The sequence below is a fragment of the Serratia sp. FGI94 genome (assembly GCF_000330865.1).
Classification (GTDB): domain Bacteria; phylum Pseudomonadota; class Gammaproteobacteria; order Enterobacterales; family Enterobacteriaceae; genus Serratia_B; species Serratia_B rubidaea.
The window spans coordinates 4681785-4704033 of record NC_020064.1 but is presented as its reverse complement, the minus strand read 5'-3'; the positions used below and the strand labels follow the sequence as shown (position 1 = coordinate 4704033).

Annotated in this window: 17 protein-coding genes; 7 read left to right on the top strand and 10 right to left on the bottom strand. The window is 58.0% G+C overall.

Annotated elements, in window-relative coordinates; all coding sequences use genetic code 11:
* Positions 1-83 precede the first annotated feature (83 nt).
* From hslU to priA, 5 genes are all read right to left on the bottom strand, one after another.
* On the bottom strand, positions 84-1415 hold the full coding sequence (gene hslU / locus D781_RS21470; protein WP_015962319.1) for an HslU--HslV peptidase ATPase subunit: 1332 nt from the start codon (positions 1413-1415) through the stop codon (positions 84-86).
* A gap of 12 nt (positions 1416-1427) precedes the next feature.
* Entirely contained in the window at positions 1428-1958 is a 531-nt protein-coding gene (gene hslV / locus D781_RS21465; RefSeq protein ID WP_015962318.1) for an ATP-dependent protease subunit HslV, read from the bottom strand.
* Positions 1959-2060: 102 nt separating this feature from the next.
* Positions 2061-2912, bottom strand: coding sequence for a cell division protein FtsN (gene ftsN / locus D781_RS21460; protein ID WP_015962317.1), 852 nt, complete (start codon positions 2910-2912; stop codon positions 2061-2063).
* 65 nt (positions 2913-2977) lie between these two features.
* A complete protein-coding gene (gene cytR, locus D781_RS21455; RefSeq protein ID WP_015962316.1) occupies positions 2978-4006 on the bottom strand; it encodes a DNA-binding transcriptional regulator CytR in 1029 nt (342 codons plus the stop codon).
* Positions 4007-4277: 271 nt separating this feature from the next.
* Positions 4278-6473, bottom strand: a complete 2196-nt coding sequence (gene priA / locus D781_RS21450; protein ID WP_015962315.1) for a primosomal protein N' — start codon at positions 6471-6473, stop codon at positions 4278-4280.
* A 198-nt stretch (positions 6474-6671) separates the two neighbouring features.
* Between priA and rpmE the strand changes: the two genes are divergently transcribed.
* The gene (gene rpmE / locus D781_RS23130; protein WP_015962314.1) at positions 6672-6887 is read left to right on the top strand and encodes a 50S ribosomal protein L31; all 216 of its coding nucleotides are present in this window, start codon (positions 6672-6674) and stop codon (positions 6885-6887) included.
* Between the two features lie 74 nt (positions 6888-6961).
* Here the strand turns inward: rpmE and metJ are convergent, their stop codons facing one another.
* The gene (gene metJ, locus D781_RS21445) at positions 6962-7279 is read right to left on the bottom strand and encodes a met regulon transcriptional regulator MetJ (RefSeq protein ID WP_006317756.1); all 318 of its coding nucleotides are present in this window, start codon (positions 7277-7279) and stop codon (positions 6962-6964) included.
* A 314-nt stretch (positions 7280-7593) separates the two neighbouring features.
* Between metJ and metB the strand changes: the two genes are divergently transcribed.
* The 3 genes from metB to metF all read left to right on the top strand — a co-directional run bounded on the left by metB (position 7594) and on the right by metF (position 12316).
* On the top strand, positions 7594-8754 hold the full coding sequence (gene metB / locus D781_RS21440) for a cystathionine gamma-synthase (RefSeq protein WP_041411933.1): 1161 nt from the start codon (positions 7594-7596) through the stop codon (positions 8752-8754).
* Between the two features lie 2 nt (positions 8755-8756).
* Entirely contained in the window at positions 8757-11192 is a 2436-nt protein-coding gene (locus D781_RS21435; protein WP_015962313.1) for a bifunctional aspartate kinase/homoserine dehydrogenase II, read from the top strand.
* A gap of 227 nt (positions 11193-11419) precedes the next feature.
* Positions 11420-12316 carry a methylenetetrahydrofolate reductase gene (metF, locus tag D781_RS21430; RefSeq protein ID WP_015962312.1) on the top strand — a complete coding sequence of 299 codons (897 nt, stop codon included), beginning with the start codon at positions 11420-11422 and terminating at the stop codon, positions 12314-12316.
* Between the two features lie 63 nt (positions 12317-12379).
* Here the strand turns inward: metF and D781_RS21425 are convergent, their stop codons facing one another.
* From D781_RS21425 to argE, 4 genes are all read right to left on the bottom strand, one after another.
* The gene (locus D781_RS21425) at positions 12380-12790 is read right to left on the bottom strand and encodes a hypothetical protein (RefSeq protein ID WP_015962311.1); all 411 of its coding nucleotides are present in this window, start codon (positions 12788-12790) and stop codon (positions 12380-12382) included.
* A gap of 726 nt (positions 12791-13516) precedes the next feature.
* The gene (locus D781_RS23120) at positions 13517-14521 is read right to left on the bottom strand and encodes a hypothetical protein (RefSeq protein ID WP_015962309.1); all 1005 of its coding nucleotides are present in this window, start codon (positions 14519-14521) and stop codon (positions 13517-13519) included.
* A gap of 270 nt (positions 14522-14791) precedes the next feature.
* Positions 14792-17437: a phosphoenolpyruvate carboxylase gene (gene ppc, locus D781_RS21420; RefSeq protein WP_015962308.1), complete on the bottom strand. Its 2646-nt coding sequence runs from the start codon at positions 17435-17437 to the stop codon at positions 14792-14794.
* A 335-nt stretch (positions 17438-17772) separates the two neighbouring features.
* A complete protein-coding gene (gene argE / locus D781_RS21415; protein ID WP_015962307.1) occupies positions 17773-18918 on the bottom strand; it encodes an acetylornithine deacetylase in 1146 nt (381 codons plus the stop codon).
* A 217-nt stretch (positions 18919-19135) separates the two neighbouring features.
* Here argE and argC point away from each other — a divergent pair, with 217 nt between their 5' ends.
* Genes argC through D781_RS21400 form a run of 3 tightly spaced genes read left to right on the top strand, consistent with a single transcriptional unit; the run spans position 19136 to position 22176 of the window.
* Positions 19136-20140: an N-acetyl-gamma-glutamyl-phosphate reductase gene (argC, locus tag D781_RS21410; protein ID WP_015962306.1), complete on the top strand. Its 1005-nt coding sequence runs from the start codon at positions 19136-19138 to the stop codon at positions 20138-20140.
* A 20-nt stretch (positions 20141-20160) separates the two neighbouring features.
* Positions 20161-20934 carry an acetylglutamate kinase gene (gene argB, locus D781_RS21405; RefSeq protein ID WP_015962305.1) on the top strand — a complete coding sequence of 258 codons (774 nt, stop codon included), beginning with the start codon at positions 20161-20163 and terminating at the stop codon, positions 20932-20934.
* 27 nt (positions 20935-20961) lie between these two features.
* A complete protein-coding gene (locus tag D781_RS21400; RefSeq protein ID WP_015962304.1) occupies positions 20962-22176 on the top strand; it encodes an argininosuccinate synthase in 1215 nt (404 codons plus the stop codon).
* The last annotated feature ends 73 nt before the right edge of the window (positions 22177-22249 follow it).

Below are 22249 nucleotides of genomic sequence, written 5' to 3'. Positions count from 1 at the left end.
AAGTCAAGTGGCTGTGTCCGCAGATAAAAAAATGGGAGGCAATGCCTCCCATTTTCGTGACTGACAGGACAGTGATAGAGCGATTATAGGATAAAACGGCTCAGATCTTCATCTGCAACCAGCTCATCCAGGTGATTGCGCACGTATTCCGCATCAATTGTAATGGATTGACCATTAATCTCGCTGGCGTCATAGGAAATATCTTCCATCAGACGCTCCAGCACGGTGTGCAGACGACGTGCGCCGATGTTCTCGGTGCTCTCGTTAACCTGCCATGCGGCTTCGGCGATGCGGCTGATACCGTCAGCGGTGAAGTCGATGGTGACGCCTTCGGTCGCCATCAGCGCCTTGTACTGCTCGGTCAGCGACGCGTTCGGCTCGGTCAGAATGCGTTCGAAGTCTTCGGTCGTCAGCGCCTGCAGTTCAACGCGGATCGGCAGGCGGCCCTGCAGTTCCGGGATCAGATCGGACGGGCTGGCAACCTGGAAAGCGCCGGAGGCGATAAACAGGATGTGGTCGGTTTTCACCATGCCGTGCTTGGTGGAGATGGTGCTGCCTTCCACCAGCGGCAGCAGGTCGCGCTGCACGCCTTCGCGGGAGACGTCCGGGCCGGAGGAGTCGCCGCGCTTACAGATTTTGTCGATCTCATCGATAAATACGATGCCGTGCTGCTCAACGGCTTCGATCGCCTGCTCTTTCAGCTCTTCCGGGTTAACCAGCTTGGCCGCTTCTTCTTCCACCAGCAGCTTGAAGGCTTCTTTGATCTTCAGCTTGCGGGGTTTCTGCTTCTGGCCGCCGAGGTTCTGGAACATCGACTGCAGCTGGTTGGTCATCTCTTCCATGCCCGGAGGCGCCATGATTTCGACGCCCATCGGCGCGGCGGCCAGGTCGATTTCGATCTCTTTGTCGTCCAACTGGCCTTCGCGCAGTTTTTTACGGAACGACTGGCGGGCGGCGGACGGTTCCTGCTGCTCTTCCGGCTGGCCCCAGTTGTTTTTGGCCGGCGGGATCAGCACGTCGAGGATGCGCTCTTCCGCCATCTCTTCAGCGCGGGTGCGGTTTTTTTCGATCGACTGCAGGCGCACCATTTTCACCGCGGCGTCGGTCAGGTCGCGGATAATGGAATCCACTTCCTTGCCGACATAGCCCACTTCGGTGAACTTGGTGGCTTCAACTTTGATAAACGGCGCGTTGGCCAGTTTAGCCAGGCGACGGGCGATTTCGGTTTTACCGACGCCGGTCGGACCGATCATCAGAATGTTTTTCGGCGTTACTTCGTGACGCAGCATCTCGTTGAGCTGCATACGACGCCAGCGGTTACGCAAGGCGATGGCAACGGCGCGTTTGGCTTTGCTTTGGCCGATGATATAACCGTCCAGTTCGCTGACGATCTCGCGCGGAGTCATTTCAGACATAGTATTCGATCCTTACGCTTTGGAAGGCAGTTCTTCAATAGTGAGATTATGGTTGGTGTAAATACAGATGTCGCCGGCAATGCCGAGAGACTTCTCGACGATTTCACGGGCGCCCAATTCGGTATTTTCCAACAATGCGCGCGCGGCTGACTGGGCGTACGGGCCGCCGGAGCCGATCGCGATCAAATCATTTTCAGGCTGAACCACGTCACCGTTACCGGTGATGATCAGCGAGGCGTTTTCATCGGCCACGGCCAGCAATGCTTCCAGCTTGCGCAGCATGCGGTCGGTACGCCAGTCTTTCGCCAGCTCGACGGCGGCTTTCACCAGATGGCCCTGGTGCATTTCCAGTTTACGCTCGAAAAGCTCAAACAGCGTGAAGGCGTCAGCGGTGCCCCCGGCAAAACCGGCGATCACTTTATCGTTGTACAGGCGGCGTACTTTTTTGACGTTGCCTTTCATCACCGTATTGCCCAATGTTGCCTGGCCATCGCCACCGATGACGACTTGGCCGTTGCGGCGTACGCTTACAATTGTTGTCACGAGCAGACCCTCGTTGCAGACTGAAAGAAGTCCCCGCAGCGCCTGCTTGCGCAGGTGCTACGAGGCATATTGAGAGTATAGATGGGGGAGGATTACGGCTTTTCAACCCCTGACGGAGAGGGGAATGCATCCTGACATACCAATGCCCTTCAGGCGGGACAAGGTTTTGTCGGCGCCGGCGCGGCTGCTGAACGGCCCGAGCACGACGCGGTTCCAGCCGCCGCCGTTGGTGATGCGGCTTTCAATGCCTTCAAACGCCAGGCGCGCACGGACGGATTCCGCCTGATCGGCGGCGCGGAACGAGCCGCACTGCACCATCCAGCGCTGTTTCTGTTCCGGTTTGCTTTCCGTCTTCGCCGCCGGCGGCGGCGTCGGTTTAGGCTGTTGCGCCGGTTGGCTGCTGGCGCCGCCGCTGAACGGGTTGCGCGGCTGGCTGGCCGGCGGCTGCGTTTGCTGCTGCACCTGTTGCTGTTGGCGTGGCTGCTGTACCGGCGCCGGCTGCTGTGCGTTGTTGCGCGCGGCCTGAGCGGCGTCGTTATACGGCACCTCGTTGAGCTGAGTCGGGCGCTGCTGCATATCCGCCTGCATCTGCTCCAGCAGCTGGCGCTGTTCCTGGGTCAGCTGGGTTTTGGAATTCACCTCGCCGCCGGCCGTCGGTTCGGTCGGAGTTTGTACGCCGGTCTGACGGTTTTCCAGCTCTTTGATGTAGCGCCAGCGCTCTTCCGGCTTCGGCGGCAGGCCGTTGCCCGGGCGGTTGCTGTGGGCCGGCGACAGCGGTTCGTCGTCCGGTTTGTTATGGGTAATAAAGTAGAGACCGCCGGCAAAGATCACCAACAAGGCGACCGCAAGCGCTACCACGGTTTTGGACACCTTCGGAGAACTGCTTTTTTTACGGCTGGGGGTTTTGCGCCGCGCTCCAGAGCGCCCGCGGCTTACATAGTCTTTCTGTGCCACTATTCTTCCGCTGTATCTTTATTAGAAATTAAGTTCATCATGTTACTGAACCCTAAAATATTTGACTAGCGTTTAGGGGCGGCGGTGCTGCCTCTGACGATCAGTTCGCTGTCCAATAAACGGGAGCCGCTGGCGACGTTTTGCCCGTGCAGCTGTTCCAGTAACAGTAACATGGCTTGCTGACCAATTTGAAAGCGCGGTTGCGCCACCGTGGTTAACGGCGGATCGCAATACTGCGTCATTTTCAGGTCGTCAAAACCGACGATCGACAGATCGCCCGGGACGCTCAGGCCCATTTTACGCGCCTGCGACAGCACGCCGATCGCCATGATATCGCTGTGGCAGAACACCGCCGTCGGCGGTTTCGGCAGCGCCATCAGGGTTTTCAGCGCGGCTGCGCCCGCTTCATAAGTGAAATCACCCCGGGTAATATAGCCGCTTTCGACGGTAATGCCATTACGGCGTAGCGCCTGAATGTAACCCTGCAGGCGATATTCGCTGAGCGGCATCTGCTGCGGCCCGGCGACGCAGGCGATCTGCGTGTGCCCGAGCTGATGCAGATAATGCACGGCCTCGAAGGCGGCGGTCAGGTTGTCGATGTGTACCGTGGGCAGCTCCAGCTCCGGCGCAAACTCATTGGCCATCACCATCGGCGGCAGGTTGCGCTGCTCTTCCTTGCTGGCGTCGAAGGGCAGGTTGGAGCCGAGCAGCAGCATGCCGTCGATCTGTTTGGTGATAATCAGATTAACGAAGGTGCGTTCCTGCTGGTTTTGCTGCGCGCAGTCGCCGATCAGCACCAGATAGCCCTGCTGCGCGGCGGTTTGTTCAATCCCTTGAATAATATCGGCGAAGAAGGGGTCGCAGATATCCGGGACGATCACCAGGATGGTGCGGGATTCATTACGCTTCACGTTGCGCGAGAGCGCATGCGGAGAGTAACCCACGGCCAGTACGGCCTGTTCCACTTTCTGACGCGTTGGCGCTGAGACCTTCTCCGGGTTCATCAGCGCGCGTGATACGGTTGCCGTTGAAACGCCCGCCATTTCCGCAACGTCTTTCATGGTTGCCATGGATAACTCTTTCTTGTGTTCCAACGCCTTTCTCCTTGCGCCGGCCCTATGCCAACGCGATTACTGCCATACCCCGGGCAACGATGCCGTTTCAGGGCGTATTTCCGCAATCACGCCAGGTTCGCGGCTGTGCAGCCCGCGAGCGGAAATCTTTACGATATTCTAAACAGATTACGTACCGCTTTTGTTACCTAATTTGCATAAAAAATGTGATGAAGTGGGAGTTTTTCGCGTTCGCTCGCAAATTCAAGGGTAAACGTTTGCTTAACGCCAAAGAAATCAGACTTTTCCGTGTTCAACCGTCGATGGGATCGACGTCCAGCGTCCATTTAACTTTGCGTGCCTGCGGCAGGGTGCCGATCAGCGGCAGGGTGTTTTTCATGATCCCCTGCAGAACGCGGCGCGACGGGTGTTGCAGCAGCAGCTGCCAGCGGAAACGTCCCCCGCGTTTGGACTGCAGCGCCGGCACCGGCCCCATCACCCACAGGGCATCGTCTTTCAGCGGGCTGGCCTCCAGCAGATTGCGCAATTGCTGCAGGAACATCGGCGCCTGCTGATTATCGTGATCGTCGGCGCGCAGCATAATGTGGCTGGTATAGGGGGGCAGGAAGACGCTGTTGCGCTCGCTAAGCGCCTGCTTGGCAAAGGCGTCGTAGCCTTGTTGCAGCAGCGTCTGCAGCAGCGGGTGCTCCGGGTGGTGAGTCTGCAGCAGCACTTCACCCTGCTTGCCGGCGCGGCCGGCGCGGCCGGATACCTGGGTATACAGCTGGGCGAAGCGTTCGGCGGAACGGAAATCGGCGGAAAACAGCGCGCCGTCGACGTCCAGCAGCGCTACCAGCGTCACGTCCGGGAAGTGGTGGCCCTTCGCCAGCATTTGCGTACCGATCAGAATACGCGCGCCGCCGCGGTGGATCTCGTTCAGATGCTGTTCCAGCGAGCCTTTACGGCTGGTGGTGTCGCGGTCGATACGGGTAATCGGCGTGTCAGGGAACAGCGGCGCCAGCTCGTTTTCCAGCTGTTCGGTGCCGACGCCGACCGATACCAGATGCGTAGAGCCGCATTGCGGGCACTGGTGCGGCACCGGGCGCTGGCTGTCGCAGTGGTGGCAGCGCAGCTGGCGGTGATTCTGGTGCAGGGTGTAGTAACGGTCGCAGCGCTGACATTCGGCGATCCAGCCGCATTCGTGACACAGCAGCGCCGGCGCATAGCCGCGGCGGTTGAGAAACAGCATCACCTGATTATCGTTTTTCAGGTGGTGCCGCATGCTGTGCAGCAGCGGTTGCGACAGGCCGACCTTCAGCGGCAGGCCTTTCAGATCGATCAGGTGCTGGGCGGCCGGTTTGGCGTTGCCGGCGCGCTGCGTCAGTTTTAACTGACGGTATTTGCCCAGCTGCACGTTATGCAGCGTCTCCAGCGCCGGCGTCGCGGAACCCATCACCATCGGAATATTTTCCGTATGGGCGCGGAACACCGCCAGATCGCGCGCGTGGTAACGCCAGCCTTCCTGTTGTTTATACGAGCTGTCGTGTTCTTCATCAATAATGATGACGCCCAGGCGGGCGAACGGCGTAAACAGCGCCGAGCGGGTGCCGATGATAATCGCCGCCTCGCCGCTGCGGGCGCGCAGCCAGACGGACAGGCGCTCGCTGTCATTCAGGCCGGAGTGCAGTACCTCTACCGGCGCGTTGAAACGCTCGCGAAAGCGGGCGATGGTCTGCGGCGTCAGACCGATTTCCGGCACCAGCACCAGCGCCTGCTTTCCCTTCGCCAGGATGTTTTCCAGCACGCTGAGATAGACCTCAGTCTTGCCGGAGCCGGTGATCCCGGCCAGCAGCCAGGCGGCGAACTGTTCATCTTCGCTGCGGATGGCGCCGACGGCGGTGGCCTGCTCGGTATTGAGCCGCAGCCGTTCGCCCTGCACGCTGAAGCCGGGCCGCCAATCCTGCAGCGCCACGCTCTGCGTGCGCAAGTCGGCCAGCCCTTTGGCGCGCAGCGCCTGCAGCGCATTGTCGGTCAGATCGAGTTCGCTGACCTGGTGACGGTAAACCGGACGCTGCAGCAGGGCGGCGAGCGCCTGCTGCTGTTTGCGGGCGCGTTTCAGGCTTTCCGGCGGCGTGGCGCGCCCGGACTCGGTGGCGAACCACTGCCACAGCGGCGCGGTTTCCGCCGGTTTACCCTGGCGCAGCAGGGTCGGCAGCGCATGAAACAGCACTTCGCCGAGCGGATAGTGGTAATAGTCGCTGGCCCAACGCAGGATGCGCCACATTGCGGCGGAAAACAGTGAATCGCCGTCGATGATGCTGTCTATCGGTTTGAGTTTTTCCAGCGGCAGCTCGCTGCTGTCGCTGCATCCGGTGACGATGCCGATGGCGCGCTGCTTTCCCCAAGGTACGCAAACGCGCGCGCCGACCACCGGCTGTAGCCCCTGGGGCAGCAGGTAATCGAAAGTGCGGGTCAGCGGAACCGGTAGAGCAACGTGAACAACGGGCATAGGGTCCATCCAAATGAGAAAGAGGGGCTAGTTTACACGGCAGACGGCCAAATGTACGGATCCGATTGCGCGGTGTATTTAATTCTGTATAATTTGCCGCCTTTGGTATAATTCGATACCAATAAATTATCATCAACCACGTGTGGTGTCTGGCGAAACAGGGCTGGATAGCGACACGGCCTTAACTGAGGTTTCCCCATGAAAGAAGGTATCCACCCTAAATACGATTTCGTTACTGCAAGCTGCTCTTGCGGTAATGTCATGAAGATCCGCTCTACCGTGGGCCACGATCTGAACCTGGACGTTTGTGGCGCATGCCACCCGTTCTACACTGGCAAGCAGCGTGACGTTGCTACCGGTGGCCGCGTTGACCGCTTCAACAAGCGTTTCAGCGTACCAGGCGTTAAGAAATAAGATTTCTTACCGACCGATAAAAAAGGCGCCTTCGGCGCCTTTTTTGTTTCTGTCACCGGCGTTCGCCGATGGCATCAATATTCCCAGGTATCGGGATCGACGCCCAGCTCACGCATCAGCACCTTAGCGGCTTCCGGGATTTCATCGCTGCGCTCTTTGCGCAGGTCTTCATCATTAGGCAGCGGCTGGCCGGTAAAGGCGTGCAGAAACGCTTCACACAGTAATTCACTGTTGGTGGCGTGGCGCAGGTTGTTGACCTGGCGACGGGTGCGCTCGTCGGTGAGGATTTTCAGAACCTTCAACGGAATCGACACCGTGATTTTTTTTACTTGCTCGCTTTTTTTACCGTGTTCAGCGTAAGGGCTGACATACTCGCCGTTCCACTCAGCCATGGGACACCTTAAAATTGTCAGAAAAATTACAATATTCTAAAAACCGGCCAATTATGCCCGATCTTCACTGTTCTCACTAAATAAATGTCAATGTTACGCGACCAGGGTCACTGATGGACGCAGCGTGAGCGAGATGGACTATGCTTATCGCGCCAGCTTCTTACCCGACCAAACTGACATAATGTTAGCGGGTATTATGCCTCTGCTTAATCTATACGCAAAGAAGTTTAGATGTCCAGATGTATTGACGTCTATCCGTCATGCGATTAATCTTTAGGCCTCATTCATCCGCCTTCGAGAGCCGAGCGACTCCTATGACGCGTAAACCAGCCACGATTGCCGTGCGTAGCGGCCTGAACGATGACGAGCAGTACGGCTGCGTCGTCCCGCCCATTCATCTTTCCAGCACCTATAACTTCACCGATTTTAATCAGCCGCGTGCGCATGACTACTCCCGCCGCGGCAACCCGACGCGTGATGTGGTGCAGCGCGCGCTGGCGGAACTGGAAGGCGGCGCCGGCGCGGTGATGACCGGCAGCGGCATGTCGGCCATCCATCTGGTGACCACCGTACTGCTGCAGCCCGGCGACCTGCTGGTGGCGCCGCATGACTGCTACGGCGGCAGCTACCGGCTGTTTGACAGCCTGAGCAAGCGCGGCGCCTATCGGGTGCTGTTTGTCGATCAGGGCGATGAAGCGGCATTGGCGCAGGCGCTGGCGCAGAAGCCGAAACTGGTGCTGATTGAAACGCCGAGCAATCCGCTGCTGCGCGTGGTGGATATTGCCGCCATCTGCGAGTCGGCGCATGCGGCCGGTGCGCTGACGGTGGTGGATAACACCTTCCTGAGCCCGGCGCTGCAGCAGCCTATCGCTCTGGGGGCGGATCTGGTGGTGCACTCCTGCACCAAGTACCTCAATGGCCATTCGGACGTCGTCGCCGGCGCGGTGATTGCCAAAGACGCCGAGCTGGCGGTAGAGCTGGCGTGGTGGGCGAACAACATCGGCGTTACCGGCGGCGCGTTCGACAGTTATCTGCTGCTGCGCGGTATGCGCACTTTGGCGCCGCGGATCAGAGCGGCGCAGGAGAATGCCGGCGCCATTATTCGTTATTTACAGCAGCAACCGTTGGTGAAAAAGCTGTATCATCCTTCCCTGCCGGAAAACCCGGGCCATGATATTGCGCGCCGGCAGCAACGCGGCTTTGGCGCGATGCTCAGTTTTGAGCTGGATGGCGACGAGGCGGCGCTGCGCCGTTTCCTGTCGGCGCTGCGCCTGTTTACGCTGGCGGAATCGCTGGGTGGGGTGGAGAGCCTGATCTCGCATACGGCGACCATGACCCACGCCGGCATGGCGGCAGAGGCGCGGGCGGCGGCGGGCATTTCCGACAGCCTGCTGCGTATTTCCGTGGGTATTGAAGACAGTGACGATTTGATTGCCGATCTGGAACACGCCTTCCAGGCGGCGGCAACGAGGTAAGCATGAATGCAATTGCGGTAGCAGGACCGGTCAGCGGACGTCAACTGCACAAATTCGGCGGCAGCAGCCTAGCCGATGCGAAATGTTATTTGCGGGTGGCCGGGATTATGGCGGAGTACAGCCAGCCGGGCGATCTGATGGTGGTGTCTGCGGCGGGCAGCACCACTAACCAACTGATTAACTGGCTGAAGCTCAGCCAGAGCGATCGTCTTTCTGCACACCAGGTACAGCAAACGCTGCGCCGTTATCACAGCGAACTGATCGGCGGCCTGCTGCCGCCGGAAACTGCCGATGCATTGATTGCCGAATTCACGCGCGATCTGGAGCGACTGGCGGTGCTGTTGGATGGCCGGGTTGATGACGTCACTTATGCCGAAGTGGTCGGCCACGGTGAGCTCTGGTCGGCGCGCCTGATGGCGGCGGTGCTTAATCAGCAGGATATTCAGGCGGCCTGGCTGGACGCGCGTGATTTCCTGCGCGCCGAGCGCGCCGCGCAGCCGCAGGTGGATGAAGGGCGCTCTTATCCGCTGCTGCAGCAGCTGATGGCGCAGCATCCCGGCAAGCGGCTGGTGGTGACCGGCTTTATTTCGCGTAACGATGCGGGTGAAACCGTGCTTCTGGGACGTAACGGCAGCGACTATTCGGCCACGCAGATTGGCGCACTGGCCGGTGCGGAGCGCGTGACCATCTGGAGCGACGTCGCCGGGGTATACAGCGCCGACCCGCGCAAGGTGAAAGACGCCTGCCTGCTGCCGTTGCTACGGTTGGACGAGGCCAGCGAGCTGGCGCGCCTGGCGGCGCCGGTGCTGCATACCCGCACCCTGCAGCCGGTGTCCGGCAGCGATATCGATCTGCAGCTGCGCTGCAGCTATCAGCCGGAACAGGGGTCGACCCGGATTGAGCGGGTGCTGGCTTCCGGCACCGGTGCGAAGATTGTCACCAGCCATGATGACGTTTGTCTGGTTGAACTGGCGGTGGCGCCGCAGCATGACTTCAAGCTGGCGCAAAAAGAGTTGGAGCTGGTGCTGAAACGCGCGCAGATCAAGCCGCTGGCGGCCGGCCTGCATCCGGATCGCAACCTGATTCAGCTGTGCTACACCTCGGAAGTGGCCGACAGCGCGCTGTGCGTACTGCAGGACGCCGGGCTGCCGGGAGAGGTACAGCTGCGGCAGGGGCTGGCGATGGTGGCGCTGGTCGGCGCCGGCGTGTGCAAGAACCCGCTGCACAGCCACCGTTTCTACCAGCAGCTGAAGGATCAGCCGGTCGAGTTTATCTGGCAGGCGGAAGACGGCATCAGCCTGGTGGCGGTGCTGCGCCAGGGGCCGACTGCGTCGCTGATCCAAGGGTTGCACCAGAGCCTGTTCCGGGCGGAAAAGCGCATTGGTCTGGTACTGTTCGGCAAAGGCAACATCGGCTCCCGCTGGCTGGAGCTGTTTGCCCGCGAACAGAAAAACCTGTCCGCCCGCAGCGGTTTTGAATTCACGCTGGCCGGGGTGGTGGACAGCCGCCGCAGCCTGCTGAACTACGACGGTCTCGACGCCAGCCGGGCGCTGGCCTTCTTTGAAGAAGAGGCGCAGGAGCTGGATGAGGAGTCCCTGTTCCTGTGGATGCGCGCGCATCCGTTTGACGATCTGGTGGTGCTGGACGTGACCGCCAGCGAAGACCTGGCGCAGCAGTATCTGGATTTCGCCAGCTACGGCTTCCACGTGATCAGCGCCAATAAGCTGGCGGGCGCCTCCTGCGGCAGCAACTACCGCCAGATCCGCGACGCCTTCGCCAAAACCGGCCGCCACTGGCTGTACAACGCCACCGTCGGCGCCGGCCTGCCGGTTAACCATACGGTGCGCGACCTGCGTGACAGCGGCGACGGCATTCTGGCGATCAGCGGCATTTTCTCCGGCACGCTGTCGTGGCTGTTCCTGCAGTTTGACGGCACCGTACCCTTTACCGAGTTGGTGGATCAGGCGTGGCAGCAGGGGCTGACCGAGCCTGACCCGCGTGTGGATCTGTCCGGCCAGGACGTGATGCGCAAGCTGGTGATTCTGGCGCGCGAGGCCGGCTACGATCTCGAGCCGAACCAGGTACGGGTTGAGTCGCTGGTGCCGGACGGTACCGAGCAGGGTACGGTCGATCAGTTCTTTGAGAACGGTGAGGCGCTGAACCAGCAAATGCTGCAGCGCTTTGAGGCCGCCAGCGAGATGGGCCTGGTGCTGCGTCACGTGGCGCGTTTCGACGCCAACGGCAAGGCGCGCGTCGGCGTGGAGGCGGTGCGTCCGGAGCATCCGCTGGCCGCGCTGCTGCCGTGCGATAACGTCTTTGCGATTGAAAGCCGCTGGTACCGCGATAACCCGCTGGTGATCCGCGGCCCGGGCGCTGGGCGTGATGTCACCGCCGGCGCTCTCCAGTCCGATCTCAACCGGCTGGCGCAGCTGCTGTAATCCTCCTTGGCGAGGTAAATGCCGACAGGGCGCTGCTTGCAGCGCCCTGTTGCTTTTTCAGCCGCCGGCTACATGAAATTCTCTCCGGTAGCGGTGAGGATTAATCATCCTATTACCCTCACTTTTCTGTTGACTCTTTCACCAACATCCGGCATTTTCTATCTAGACGTCTAAACGTATAGACGCTTATTAAAATAACACCGCGATCGACAAGAGGCAGACAGGGTATGAGTTTTTTTCACGCAAACCAGCGGGAAGCGCTGAACCAGAGCCTGGCCGAATTAAACGGTCAGATTAACGTATCGTTTGAGTTCTTTCCGCCGCGCACCAGCGAAATGGAAGAGACTCTGTGGCAGTCGATCGATCGTCTGAGCAGCCTGAAGCCCAAATTCCTCTCGGTCACCTACGGCGCCAACTCCGGCGAGCGCGATCGCACCCACGGCGTCATCAAGGGGATTAAGGATCGCACCGGCCTTGAGGCCGCTCCGCACCTGACCTGCATTGACGCCTCGCGCGAACAGCTGAGCGAGATCGCCCGCGACTACTGGAACAACGGCATTCGGCATATCGTGGCGCTGCGCGGCGATCTGCCACCGGGCAGCGGCAAGCCGGAGATGTACGCGGCCGATTTGGTGGCGCTGCTGAAGGAAGTGGGTGATTTCGATATTTCGGTGGCGGCGTACCCGGAGGTGCACCCGGAGGCAAAAAGCGCGCAGGCCGATCTGATCAACCTGAAGCGTAAAATCGACGCCGGCGCCAGCCGCGCGATTACCCAGTTCTTCTTTGATGTGGAAAGCTACCTGCGTTTCCGCGACCGCTGCGTCGCCACCGGCATTGACGTTGAAATCGTGCCGGGCATTCTGCCGGTGTCCAACTTCAAGCAGCTGCAGCGCTTCGCTGCCATGACCAACGTGCGGGTGCCGAGCTGGATGACCAGCATGTTTGCCGGGCTGGATGATGACCCGGAAACGCGCAAAATGGTGGGGGCCAATATTGCCATGGATATGGTGAAGATCCTCAGCCGTGAAGGGGTAAAAGACTTCCACTTCTACACGCTGAACCGCGCCGAGATGAGCTACGCAATTTGCCATACGTTGGGGGTGCGCCCGGTAGCGGCGGCTTGAAAACAGGCTGCAATAAAAAACCCAACCAGGCGGTTGGGTTTTTTGCTCTTTATTATTGCGCAATTAACCGACAGGGCGCTTTGTGAAATCATAGATGGTGGCGGGGTTCCTAGAGTGTGAGTAGGCATAGTCCACTCTGTACCTTGTTGCCTCCGCGGTGAAGGGACTTAATGGCATAAAGTGAGTCTTGCCTAATAGATCGTATATGGTGAGATTGACATAGCAGGAAACGCCATAGGTTTCAGCGTGACGACCAGTCCCTTCAGTGAAGGTAAACCAGCAGTACATAGAAATGAAGGGCAGTACTTCACCCTCAGAAGTTGTAAGGGCACCGTTGTTACTAATTTCCCAGTCGCCGTAGAGTCGCAGTCGGCCGTCAACGGTTTCGCCGAATTTGGCCAGATACAACCGGCGCATTTCTTCCATCGGGAAGCATTCTTCCAACGTTTGATACGTTTTGATGATATCAGTCATACATAAATTCTTTGTAAAAAGTGTTTAAAGATTAGTGATATGCCATACGGAAAAGCTTTCCCGTATGCAGATACGCCAACCATTAACACTTGTTTTTTGTGGGATTATTCGGGTGTGCCGGCGTTGGGACAAATAAACATAAAAAAATGCCCGCTATATCAATAGCGGGCATTGGTAAGGGATGCGTTGAGCGTGTGGCCTAGCCGGTATTGCGCATCCCGGCGGCGATGGTGACGGACAGCTATAATTTAGTTCAAGGCGGGCATTAGCATCGAGCCCTTACATCGGCGGCATGATAAGTTCAGCGTTATTTAATTTAATATAAAGTTTAAAAATAAATATTTTAGAATTGTCATAAAATAAGAGAATACAATGCAAGAGAAGGCCAATACGGTGATTCTGTAATAAGTATCTATCCATGCTGATGTTTTAGGTCCTATCTCATCAAGGAAATTATAGATAGAATCGCTTTCTTCGTGCATGAATAGTGGCTTTCTTTTGTCTTTCAAACAATGAAAATAATATGACATCCCAAATGAGCCAAAGTATCCCATCTGCGAATGGAAATGGTATGCAGCGCCAAATGAGTATTTTTTTGACAGATATTTATTTATAGTTGCGTAGTAATTATTTTTTATTTTACAAAAATAAAAGAATAAATATACCATGGATATGATAGATATCCATGCTGAGGTGATTCCAAGGTAAGAAATTACAGTTATCATTTTAGTCTTTAAGTAGGTAATCAATAAAAGTTTCGCCTGACTTGCTACCCATGTATCCGCCGACCAGCGATCCTACGGCAGCACATGCGAACCCTCCAGCACCGGCAGCAGGCGCTGTTATTATTCCTAAACCGACGCAAATAGCTCCTCCTGCTGTTGCTCCTAATGCCCCCCCTCCAAGTCCACCTACAGTGCTGAATCCAAATTTAGAATATTCTTTAAAGGCAGCTTTTCCGCATTCATTTTCTCTGCCTGTAGTGCATGAGTTGACTACATTATTAGTTGCACCCGAGAACGAAAATGAGATGCCGATATACCCACCGGTCTTAAGGAAACGAGCTGCTTTAGCTGCATTGGCTGTATAAGTGGAATATCCGGGGATAGCGCCGATGCCGACAGTAGACCACTCGTGAACAATGGAACGGCTGGAAAGATTCAATGCACGTCGCATGTTATCGTAAGGCTTTAATTTTATAGAATTCTTCACCATGGACTTTACAATGGGTTTGTTAACCAATTCTTTTAGTTCGGCAAAAAGGCGGTTTCTTTCCACAAAAAATTGCTGGCCGATAAGCGTCCCCTGAGTTCGGTACTGGTTTTGATAAGTCGTCTCAATTTTTTTTAATGTGTGTTCTATAGCTCGAAAATATTTTTCCCCTGTATCACCAATGGCACCAAAAATTTTATCACCAGCAAAAGTCAGGCCGGCAATCATGCCGTAATTTCGCTGGAAAAAACTCGATTCATCCGTGCTGATACCAACAAGACCTTCATTGACTCGCTGTTTTGCTAGTCTGAATGAGCGTAACATTTGCCCGGTCATAGGGGTGTCTGGGTCTGCGACAATAAGAATCTGGCCTGGTTTTACCCAGTTTGTATCTGCATTGAGTTGCATGAAGTGACGAGCTGCGTGTGTATTGCGACGATTAAACAGCAATCCTGTTTGCAATGCCAATGAACCAGGTTGTTCTACCACACAATAACCGGGGGTGATGTTACGTGACATGTTATCCCTCTCAAATGCCAACTCATTGTTCCGGCAATAGTAACCTAATGCCTTCGAGGTGGGTACACTAGAAAATAATTTTGTGCATAATTCCTCCTTAAGCACCATGTATTACATGAATCATGCTGATATATAACTGATTGATAGCTATTAAATTCAATCAAGAGCATCCTTAAGGATTATGAAATCTCCAATCTAACCGGGGCTACAGGAAAAAATGCCCGCTATATCAATAGCGGGCATTGGTAAGGGATGCGTTGAGCGTGTGGCCTAGCCGGTATTGCGCATCCCGGCGGCGACGCCGGCGATGGTGACCATCAGCGCCTGCTCGACGCGTGCGTCCTGCTGGTCGCTTCCCTCCTGCTGACGTGAGCGGTGCAGCAGTTCCGCCTGCAGCACGTTCAGCGGGTCGGTATAGACGTTACGCAGCGCGATGGATTCGGCGATCCACGGCAGGTCTTCCATCAGGTTGTCATCGTTGGCGATGGTCAGCACCACTTTGATATCGCTCTCCAACTGCTCGCGCAGCTGCTTGCCCAGCGGCCACAGTGATTCATCCACCAGACGCTGATCGTAGTACTCCGCCAGCCACAGGTCGGCCTTGGCGAACACCATTTCCAACATGGCGATGCGGGTGGAGAAGAACGGCCAGTCGCGGCACATCGTCGCCAACTGCTCCTGCTTGCCGGCTTTCACCGCTTCCTGCAGCCCGGCGCCGGCGCCCAGCCAGGCGGGCAGCATCAGGCGGTTCTGCGTCCAGGCGAAGATCCACGGAATGGCGCGCAGGCTCTCCACGCCGCCGTTCGGCCGGCGTTTGGCCGGGCGGGAGCCCAGCGGCAGTTTGCCCAGCTCCAGTTCCGGCGTTGCCGCGCGGAAGTAGGGCACGAACTGCGGGTTTTCACGCACGTAGCCGCGGTACATCTGACATGAGGTGTCGGACAGCTCGTCCATCAGGGTGCGCCACTCTTTCTTCGGTTCCGGCGGCGGCAGCAGGTTGGCTTCTAGAATCGCGCCGGTATACAGCGCCAGACTGCTGATGGTGACTTCCGGCAGGCCGAACTTGAAGCGGATCATCTCCCCTTGTTCGGTGACGCGCAGCCCGCCTTTCAAGCTGCCCGGCGGCTGCGACAGCAGCGCCGCATGAGCCGGCGCGCCGCCGCGGCCGATTGAACCGCCGCGGCCGTGGAACAGCGTCAGCGCAACGCCGGCTTTTTCACAGGTTTTAATCAGCGCATCCTGTGCACGGTACTGCGCCCAGGAGGCGGCCATCACGCCGGCGTCTTTGGCCGAGTCGGAGTAGCCGATCATCACCATCTGTTTGCCCTGAATAAAGCCGCGGTACCAGTCGATACTCAGCAGCTGGGTCATCACGTCGTCGGCGTTGTTCAGATCGTCCAGGGTTTCGAACAGCGGCGCCACCGGCAGGGCGAACGGGCAGCCGGCTTCTTTCAGCAGCAGATGCACCGCCAGCACGTCGGACGGCGTGCGCGCCATGGAGATCACATAGGCGGCGATGGAGCCCTGCGGCGCCTCGGCGATCACCCGGCAGGTCTCCAGCACTTCCTGCGTGTCCGCGCTGGGTTGCCACTGCAGCGGCACCAGCGGGCGCTTGGAGTTCAGCTCACGGATCAGGAACGCCTGTTTATCCGCTTCCGACCAGCTTTCATAATCCCCCAGGCCCAGATAGCGCGTCAGTTCGGCGATGGCCTCGGTGTGGCGGGTACTTTCCTGACGTACGTCGATGCGCACCAGCGGCACGCCGAAGCAGCGCACGCGGCGCAGGGTATCGAGCAGCTGGCCGTTGGCGATGATGCCCATACCGCAGGCGACCAGCGACTGATAGCAGGCGTACAGCGGTTCCCACAGCTGTTCATTGCTCACCAGCAGGTCGTGCGGCTTCAGCATGCGTTCGCCTTTCAGACGGCCTTCCAGATAGGCCTGCGAGCTGACGAGCTGGCTGCGCAGGCGCTTCATGATTTCCCGGTACGGCTCCTGCACCGCCTCACCGCCGGCCAGCTCGCGCAGCGCCGGCGTACATTCGGTCATCGACAGTTCCGAGACCAACACCTGGATATCGCGGGTGAACAGGTCGCAGGCTTTCCAGCGGCTCAGCAGCAGCACGTGGCGGGTGATTTCGGCGGTGACGTTCGGGTTACCGTCGCGGTCGCCGCCCATCCAGGAGGTAAAGCGCACCGGCACGGCCTCCACCGGCAGGCGGTAGTCGATGGCGTTTTCCAGCTGTTCGTTAAATTCGCGCAGGAAGGCCGGTACGCCTTCCCACAGGCTGTTTTCCACTACCGCAAAGCCCCATTTGGCTTCATCGATCGGTGAAGGGCGGTTTTTGCGGATTTCATCGGTATGCCAGGACTGCGCCACCAGCTGACGCAGACGGCGCATGATCTTGTTGCGCTCGTAATCGGCCAGATCGTTGTGATCCAGTTGGCTGAGGCAGGTGTTCACCTCCACCAGTTTGTGGATCAGGGTGCGGCGGGTGATCTCCGTCGGGTGGGCGGTGAGCACCAGCTCGATGGAGAGTTGATCCACGGCGTCGCACAGCTCTTTATTGCTGAGCTTTTTGCCTTTCAGGCGGCTGAACAGCTGCGCCATCGCTTCCGGATTGCTGGCGGCTTCGCCGTGCGGCGAAATGCTGTGATACTGCTCGGCCACGTTGGTTAAATTGAGGAACTGACTGAAAGCGCGCGCTACGGGCAGCAGCTCATCGTTGGACAGGTTTTGCAGCGTAGTGAGCAGCTCCTGACGATGCGCCTCGTTGCCTGCGCGTGAAGATTTGGAAAGTTTACGGATGGTTTCAACACGATCGAGAATATGCTCGCCCAGCGCTTCTTTAATGGTTTCGCCGAGCAGTTTGCCGAGCATACTGACATTACTTCGCATTGCCGAATATTGTTCGTTCATATAACCCCTGACCCAATCTGTACGTATTTGCATACCTTTCATGTGCGGGATGTATCTGTTCTGGCTGTTGTCCCTGATGCCTGGATACCACCCCGGGTGCATTTAGGTATCTGTTGTAAGTAAATTTCACGTGTCAGGCATAGGAAGCCTGTTTTATCGCACCACGTGTCTGTCCAATGGTTAATTGACACTATTTTCAGCAAAAAAACATCAAAATCATCGTTTTTTGTGAAATTTAATTACAGCCTGCGGTTTATCAGTGTGGCTAATTACGCGCAGGCTTACTCCTTTCAGCTAGGGGCATGATAGATCATTGCCCCTATGATTTCGTCGGTTTATTGATGGCAGAAGTGATCGACCAGCTGGCCGATCAGCTTGCGGGTAGGCTCGATAAAGGCGGTGTCGATGTATTCATCCGGTTGGTGCGCCTGGTTGATGGAGCCTGGCCCCAGCACCAGCGTCGGGCACACTTCTTGGACAAACGGCGCCTCGGTGCAGTAGTTGACCACCTCTGTACGCGAACCCAGCAGCTGCTCGATCACCGCCACCAGGTGGTGATCGGTTGGGCATTCATAGCCGGGGATCGGCGGATGCAGCTCATCAATACTCAGACGACCCGGCCAGCGCTCGCTCACCGGCGCCAGCGCGCTGTGCATCAGCTCATTAATATTTTCCAGCGTCATCCCCGGCAGCGGGCGGATGTCCAGATGCAGTTCGCAGCAGGCGCAAATGCGGTTTGCCGCATCGCCGCCATTAATATGCCCGAAGTTCATCGTCGGATACGGCACGGCAAACGCCGGGTTGTTATAGCGCTCCTGCAGGGTTTTACGCAGCTCCATCAGGTGGCCGATCGACTCATGCATCAGGTCGATGGCGTTGACGCCGCGCGCCGGATCGCTCGAGTGGCCGGACTGGCCGGTGATGCGGATAGCGCTGGAGAGATGGCCCTTATGCGCGCGCACCGGCCGTAGTGACGTCGGTTCGCCGATGATGGCGAAGTCTGGACGGATAGCGCTCGAGGCGGCGAAGTAGCGCGCGCCGGCCATCGTCGTTTCTTCATCCGCCGTGGCCAGAATATACAGCGGTTTGGTCAGTTTGCTGGCGTCGATATCGCGCACCGCATCCAGAATAAAGGCAAAGAAGCCTTTCATATCCGCCGTGCCGAGACCGTACAGCTTATTGTCGTGTTCGGTCAGGGTAAACGGGTCGCGCGTCCAGCGCCCTTCGTCATAGGGCACGGTGTCGGTATGGCCGGCCAGCAGCAGGCCGCCGCTGCCTTCGCCAATGCTGGCCAGCAGGTTGAACTTGTTGCGGGTATCTGGCACCGGCTGCACGTCGACGCGGAAGCCTAAATCGCTAAACCAGCCGGCCAGCAAATTGATTAACGCTTCATTACTCTGATCGAGAGCGCCATCGGTGGCGCTGATCGACGGGGTGGCGATCAGCGCCCGGTACAGCTCAATAAATGGAGGTAATTTCATCTTCACTGTTGACAGCCTTTGGTTAGGGTAGTATCAATATTCATGCATTTATTTTGAATAAAAATACAGTAAACTAAAGCGTAACGGAACCCGAGGACCGGATGTTTATAAAAACATCAACGCTCAACCACGTGGGTGAACGACGCAACAACGCGGTCGAACCCTGTTACCGGGGTCGCAAGCGACCACTTGGCAAGTTTAGAAGGTGAAAGGCCACATGTTGAATACGCTGATCGTTGGTGCCAGCGGCTATGCCGGAGCGGAGCTCACGGCTTACCTGAATCGTCACCCACATATGAACATAACCGCTTTAGCGGTTTCAGCGCAAAGTGCAGATGCAGGAAAATTGCTTTCCGACCTGCATCCGCAGTTGAAAGGTATCGTCGATTTACCGCTGCAGCCGCTGACGGACGTGGCGCAGGCGGCGCAGGGCGTCGATGTGGTGTTCCTCGCCACCGCCCATGAAGTCAGCCATGACATTGCGCCGCTATTTCTGGCCGCCGGCTGCGTGGTGTTTGACCTGTCCGGCGCCTTCCGGGTGCAGGATGCGGCGTTCTATCCGCAGTATTACGGCTTTGAGCATCAGCATGCCGACTGGCTGGAACAGGCGGCGTACGGCCTGGCTGAGTGGCAGAGCGACAAAGTCAAAACCGCGCAGCTGATCGCAGTGCCGGGCTGCTATCCGACCGCCGCCCAGCTGGCGCTGAAGCCGCTGATCGACGGCCAGTTGCTGAATTTGTCGCAGTGGCCGGTGATTAACGCCACCAGCGGCGTCAGCGGCGCCGGGCGCAAGGCCAGCGTCACCACCAGTTTTTGCGAGGTGAGCCTGCAGCCGTATGGGATTTTCACCCACCGGCATCAGCCGGAGATCGCCGCGCACCTCGGTACGCCGGTGATCTTCACCCCGCATTTGGGCAACTTCCCGCGCGGCATTCTGGAAACCATCACCTGCCGGCTGCAGCCCGGCGTGAGCGCTGCGGATATCGCCGCCGCCTATCATGCCGCCTATGACGACAAGCCGCTGGTGCGGCTGTATGAGCAGGGCGTGCCGGCGCTGAAGTCGGTGGTGGGACTGCCGTTCTGCGATATCGGCTTTGCCGTGCAGGGCGAACACCTGATCGCCGTGGCGGTGGAAGATAACCTGTTAAAAGGTGCGGCCGCTCAGGCGGTGCAGTGCCTGAATATTCGCTTTGGGTTCCCTGAAACCCAATCATTACTTTAAGTCCGCGTGAGTAAATAACGATGAATCCGTTAATTATCAAGTTAGGTGGCGTGTTATTAGACAGTGAAGAAGCGCTGGAGCGTCTGTTTACCGCGCTGGACAGCTATCGTGCCCAGTATCAGCGTCCGCTGGTGATCGTACACGGCGGCGGCTGCGTAGTGGATGAGCTGATGAAGCAGCTGTCTCTGCCGGTGGTGAAGAAAAACGGCCTGCGGGTCACGCCTGCCGAACAGATTGACATTATTACCGGCGCGCTGGCGGGCACGGCCAATAAAACCCTGCTGGCATGGGCGGTGAAGCACCAAATCAATGCGGTCGGCCTGAGCCTGGCCGACGGCAACAGCGTGACGGTTACGCAGCTCGATCCGGAGCTGGGCCACGTGGGCAACGCGCAGCCGGGGTCGCCGGCGCTGCTGCAGACTCTGCTGGGCGCGGGCTATCTGCCGGTGGTCAGCTCCATCGGCATTACCGCCGGTGGCGAGCTGATGAATGTCAATGCCGACCAGGCCGCGACGGCGCTGGCCGCCACGCTGGGCGCCGACCTGATCCTGCTGTCGGACGTCAGCGGCATTCTGGACGGCAAGGGCCAGCGTATTGCCGAAATGACGGCGCAAAAAGCGGAGCAGCTTATCGAACAGGGCATCATTACCGATGGTATGGTGGTGAAGGTTAACGCGGCGTTGGACGCTGCCCGCACCCTTGGCCGCCCGGTCGATATCGCCAGCTGGCGCAACGCAGAAAAATTACCGGCGCTGTTCAACGGTGAGTCAATCGGCACCCGGATTCTTGCTTAACTTCAGAATTGAAATAGGAATAAGACAATGCAAAACCAAAATATCAAAAAAATCGTGCTGGCTTACTCCGGCGGCCTGGATACCTCTGCCATCATTCCATGGCTGAAAGAGAACTACGGCGGCTGTGAAGTGGTGGCGTTCGTGGCGGATATCGGTCAGGACCGCAGCGATCTGGAAGGGGTGGAGAAAAAGGCGCTGCAGTCCGGCGCCTCCGAGTGCCATGTTGTCGACCTGCGTGAAGAGTTCATCCGCGATTACGTCTATCCGGTGCTGCAGACCGGCGCGCTGTATGAAGGCACCTATCTGCTCGGCACCTCGATGGCGCGTCCGATTATCGCCAAAGCGCAGGTTGAGCTGGCGCTGCAGGTCGGCGCAGACGCGCTGTGCCACGGCGCAACCGGTAAAGGCAACGATCAGGTGCGTTTCGAAACCACCTACACCGCGCTGGCGCCGCAGCTGAAAGTAGTGGCGCCTTGGCGTGAGTGGAACCTGCGTTCCCGTGAAGCGCTGCTGGATTACCTGAAAGAACGCAATATCCCGACGACCGCGTCACTGGAGAAAATCTACAGCCGTGATGAAAACGCCTGGCATATCTCCACCGAAGGCGGCGTGCTGGAAAGCCCGTGGAATGCGCCGAACAAAGATTGCTGGGTCTGGACCGTCGACCCGCTGGAAGCGCCGGATCAGCCGGAGCAGGTCACCATCAGCGTTGAAAAAGGCCGGGTGGTGGCGGTAAACGGCGAAACGCTGACGCCGTACCAGTGCTTGGAAAAACTGAACGTGCTGGGCGCCAAGCACGGCGTGGGGCGGATCGATATCGTCGAAAACCGTCTGGTCGGCATCAAATCCCGCGGCTGCTATGAAACGCCGGGAGGCACCATCATGGTTGCGGCGCTGCGCGGCGTTGAGCAGCTGGTGCTGGACCGCGACAGCTTCAAATGGCGTGAGCAGTTAGGTCTGGAAATGTCCTACGTGGTTTACGACGGTCGCTGGTTCGCGCCGCTGCGTCGCTCGATTCAGGCTTCTGCTGAAGCGCTGGCGGAAGAGGTGAACGGCGAAGTGGTGCTGCAGCTGTATAAAGGCCAGGTGACGGCGATTCAGAAAAAATCGGCCAACAGCCTGTATTCAGAAGAATTCGCCACCTTCGGTGAAGACGAAGTTTACGACCACAGCCACGCCGGCGGCTTTATCCGCCTGTTCTCTCTGTCTTCACGTATCCGTGCGTTGAACGAACAGAAGTAAGGCTGGCGGTTGTGAGTATTTCGGGGCGCAGCATGCTGCGCCCCTGATGTTCTGAGCGAATGTATAAAAAATT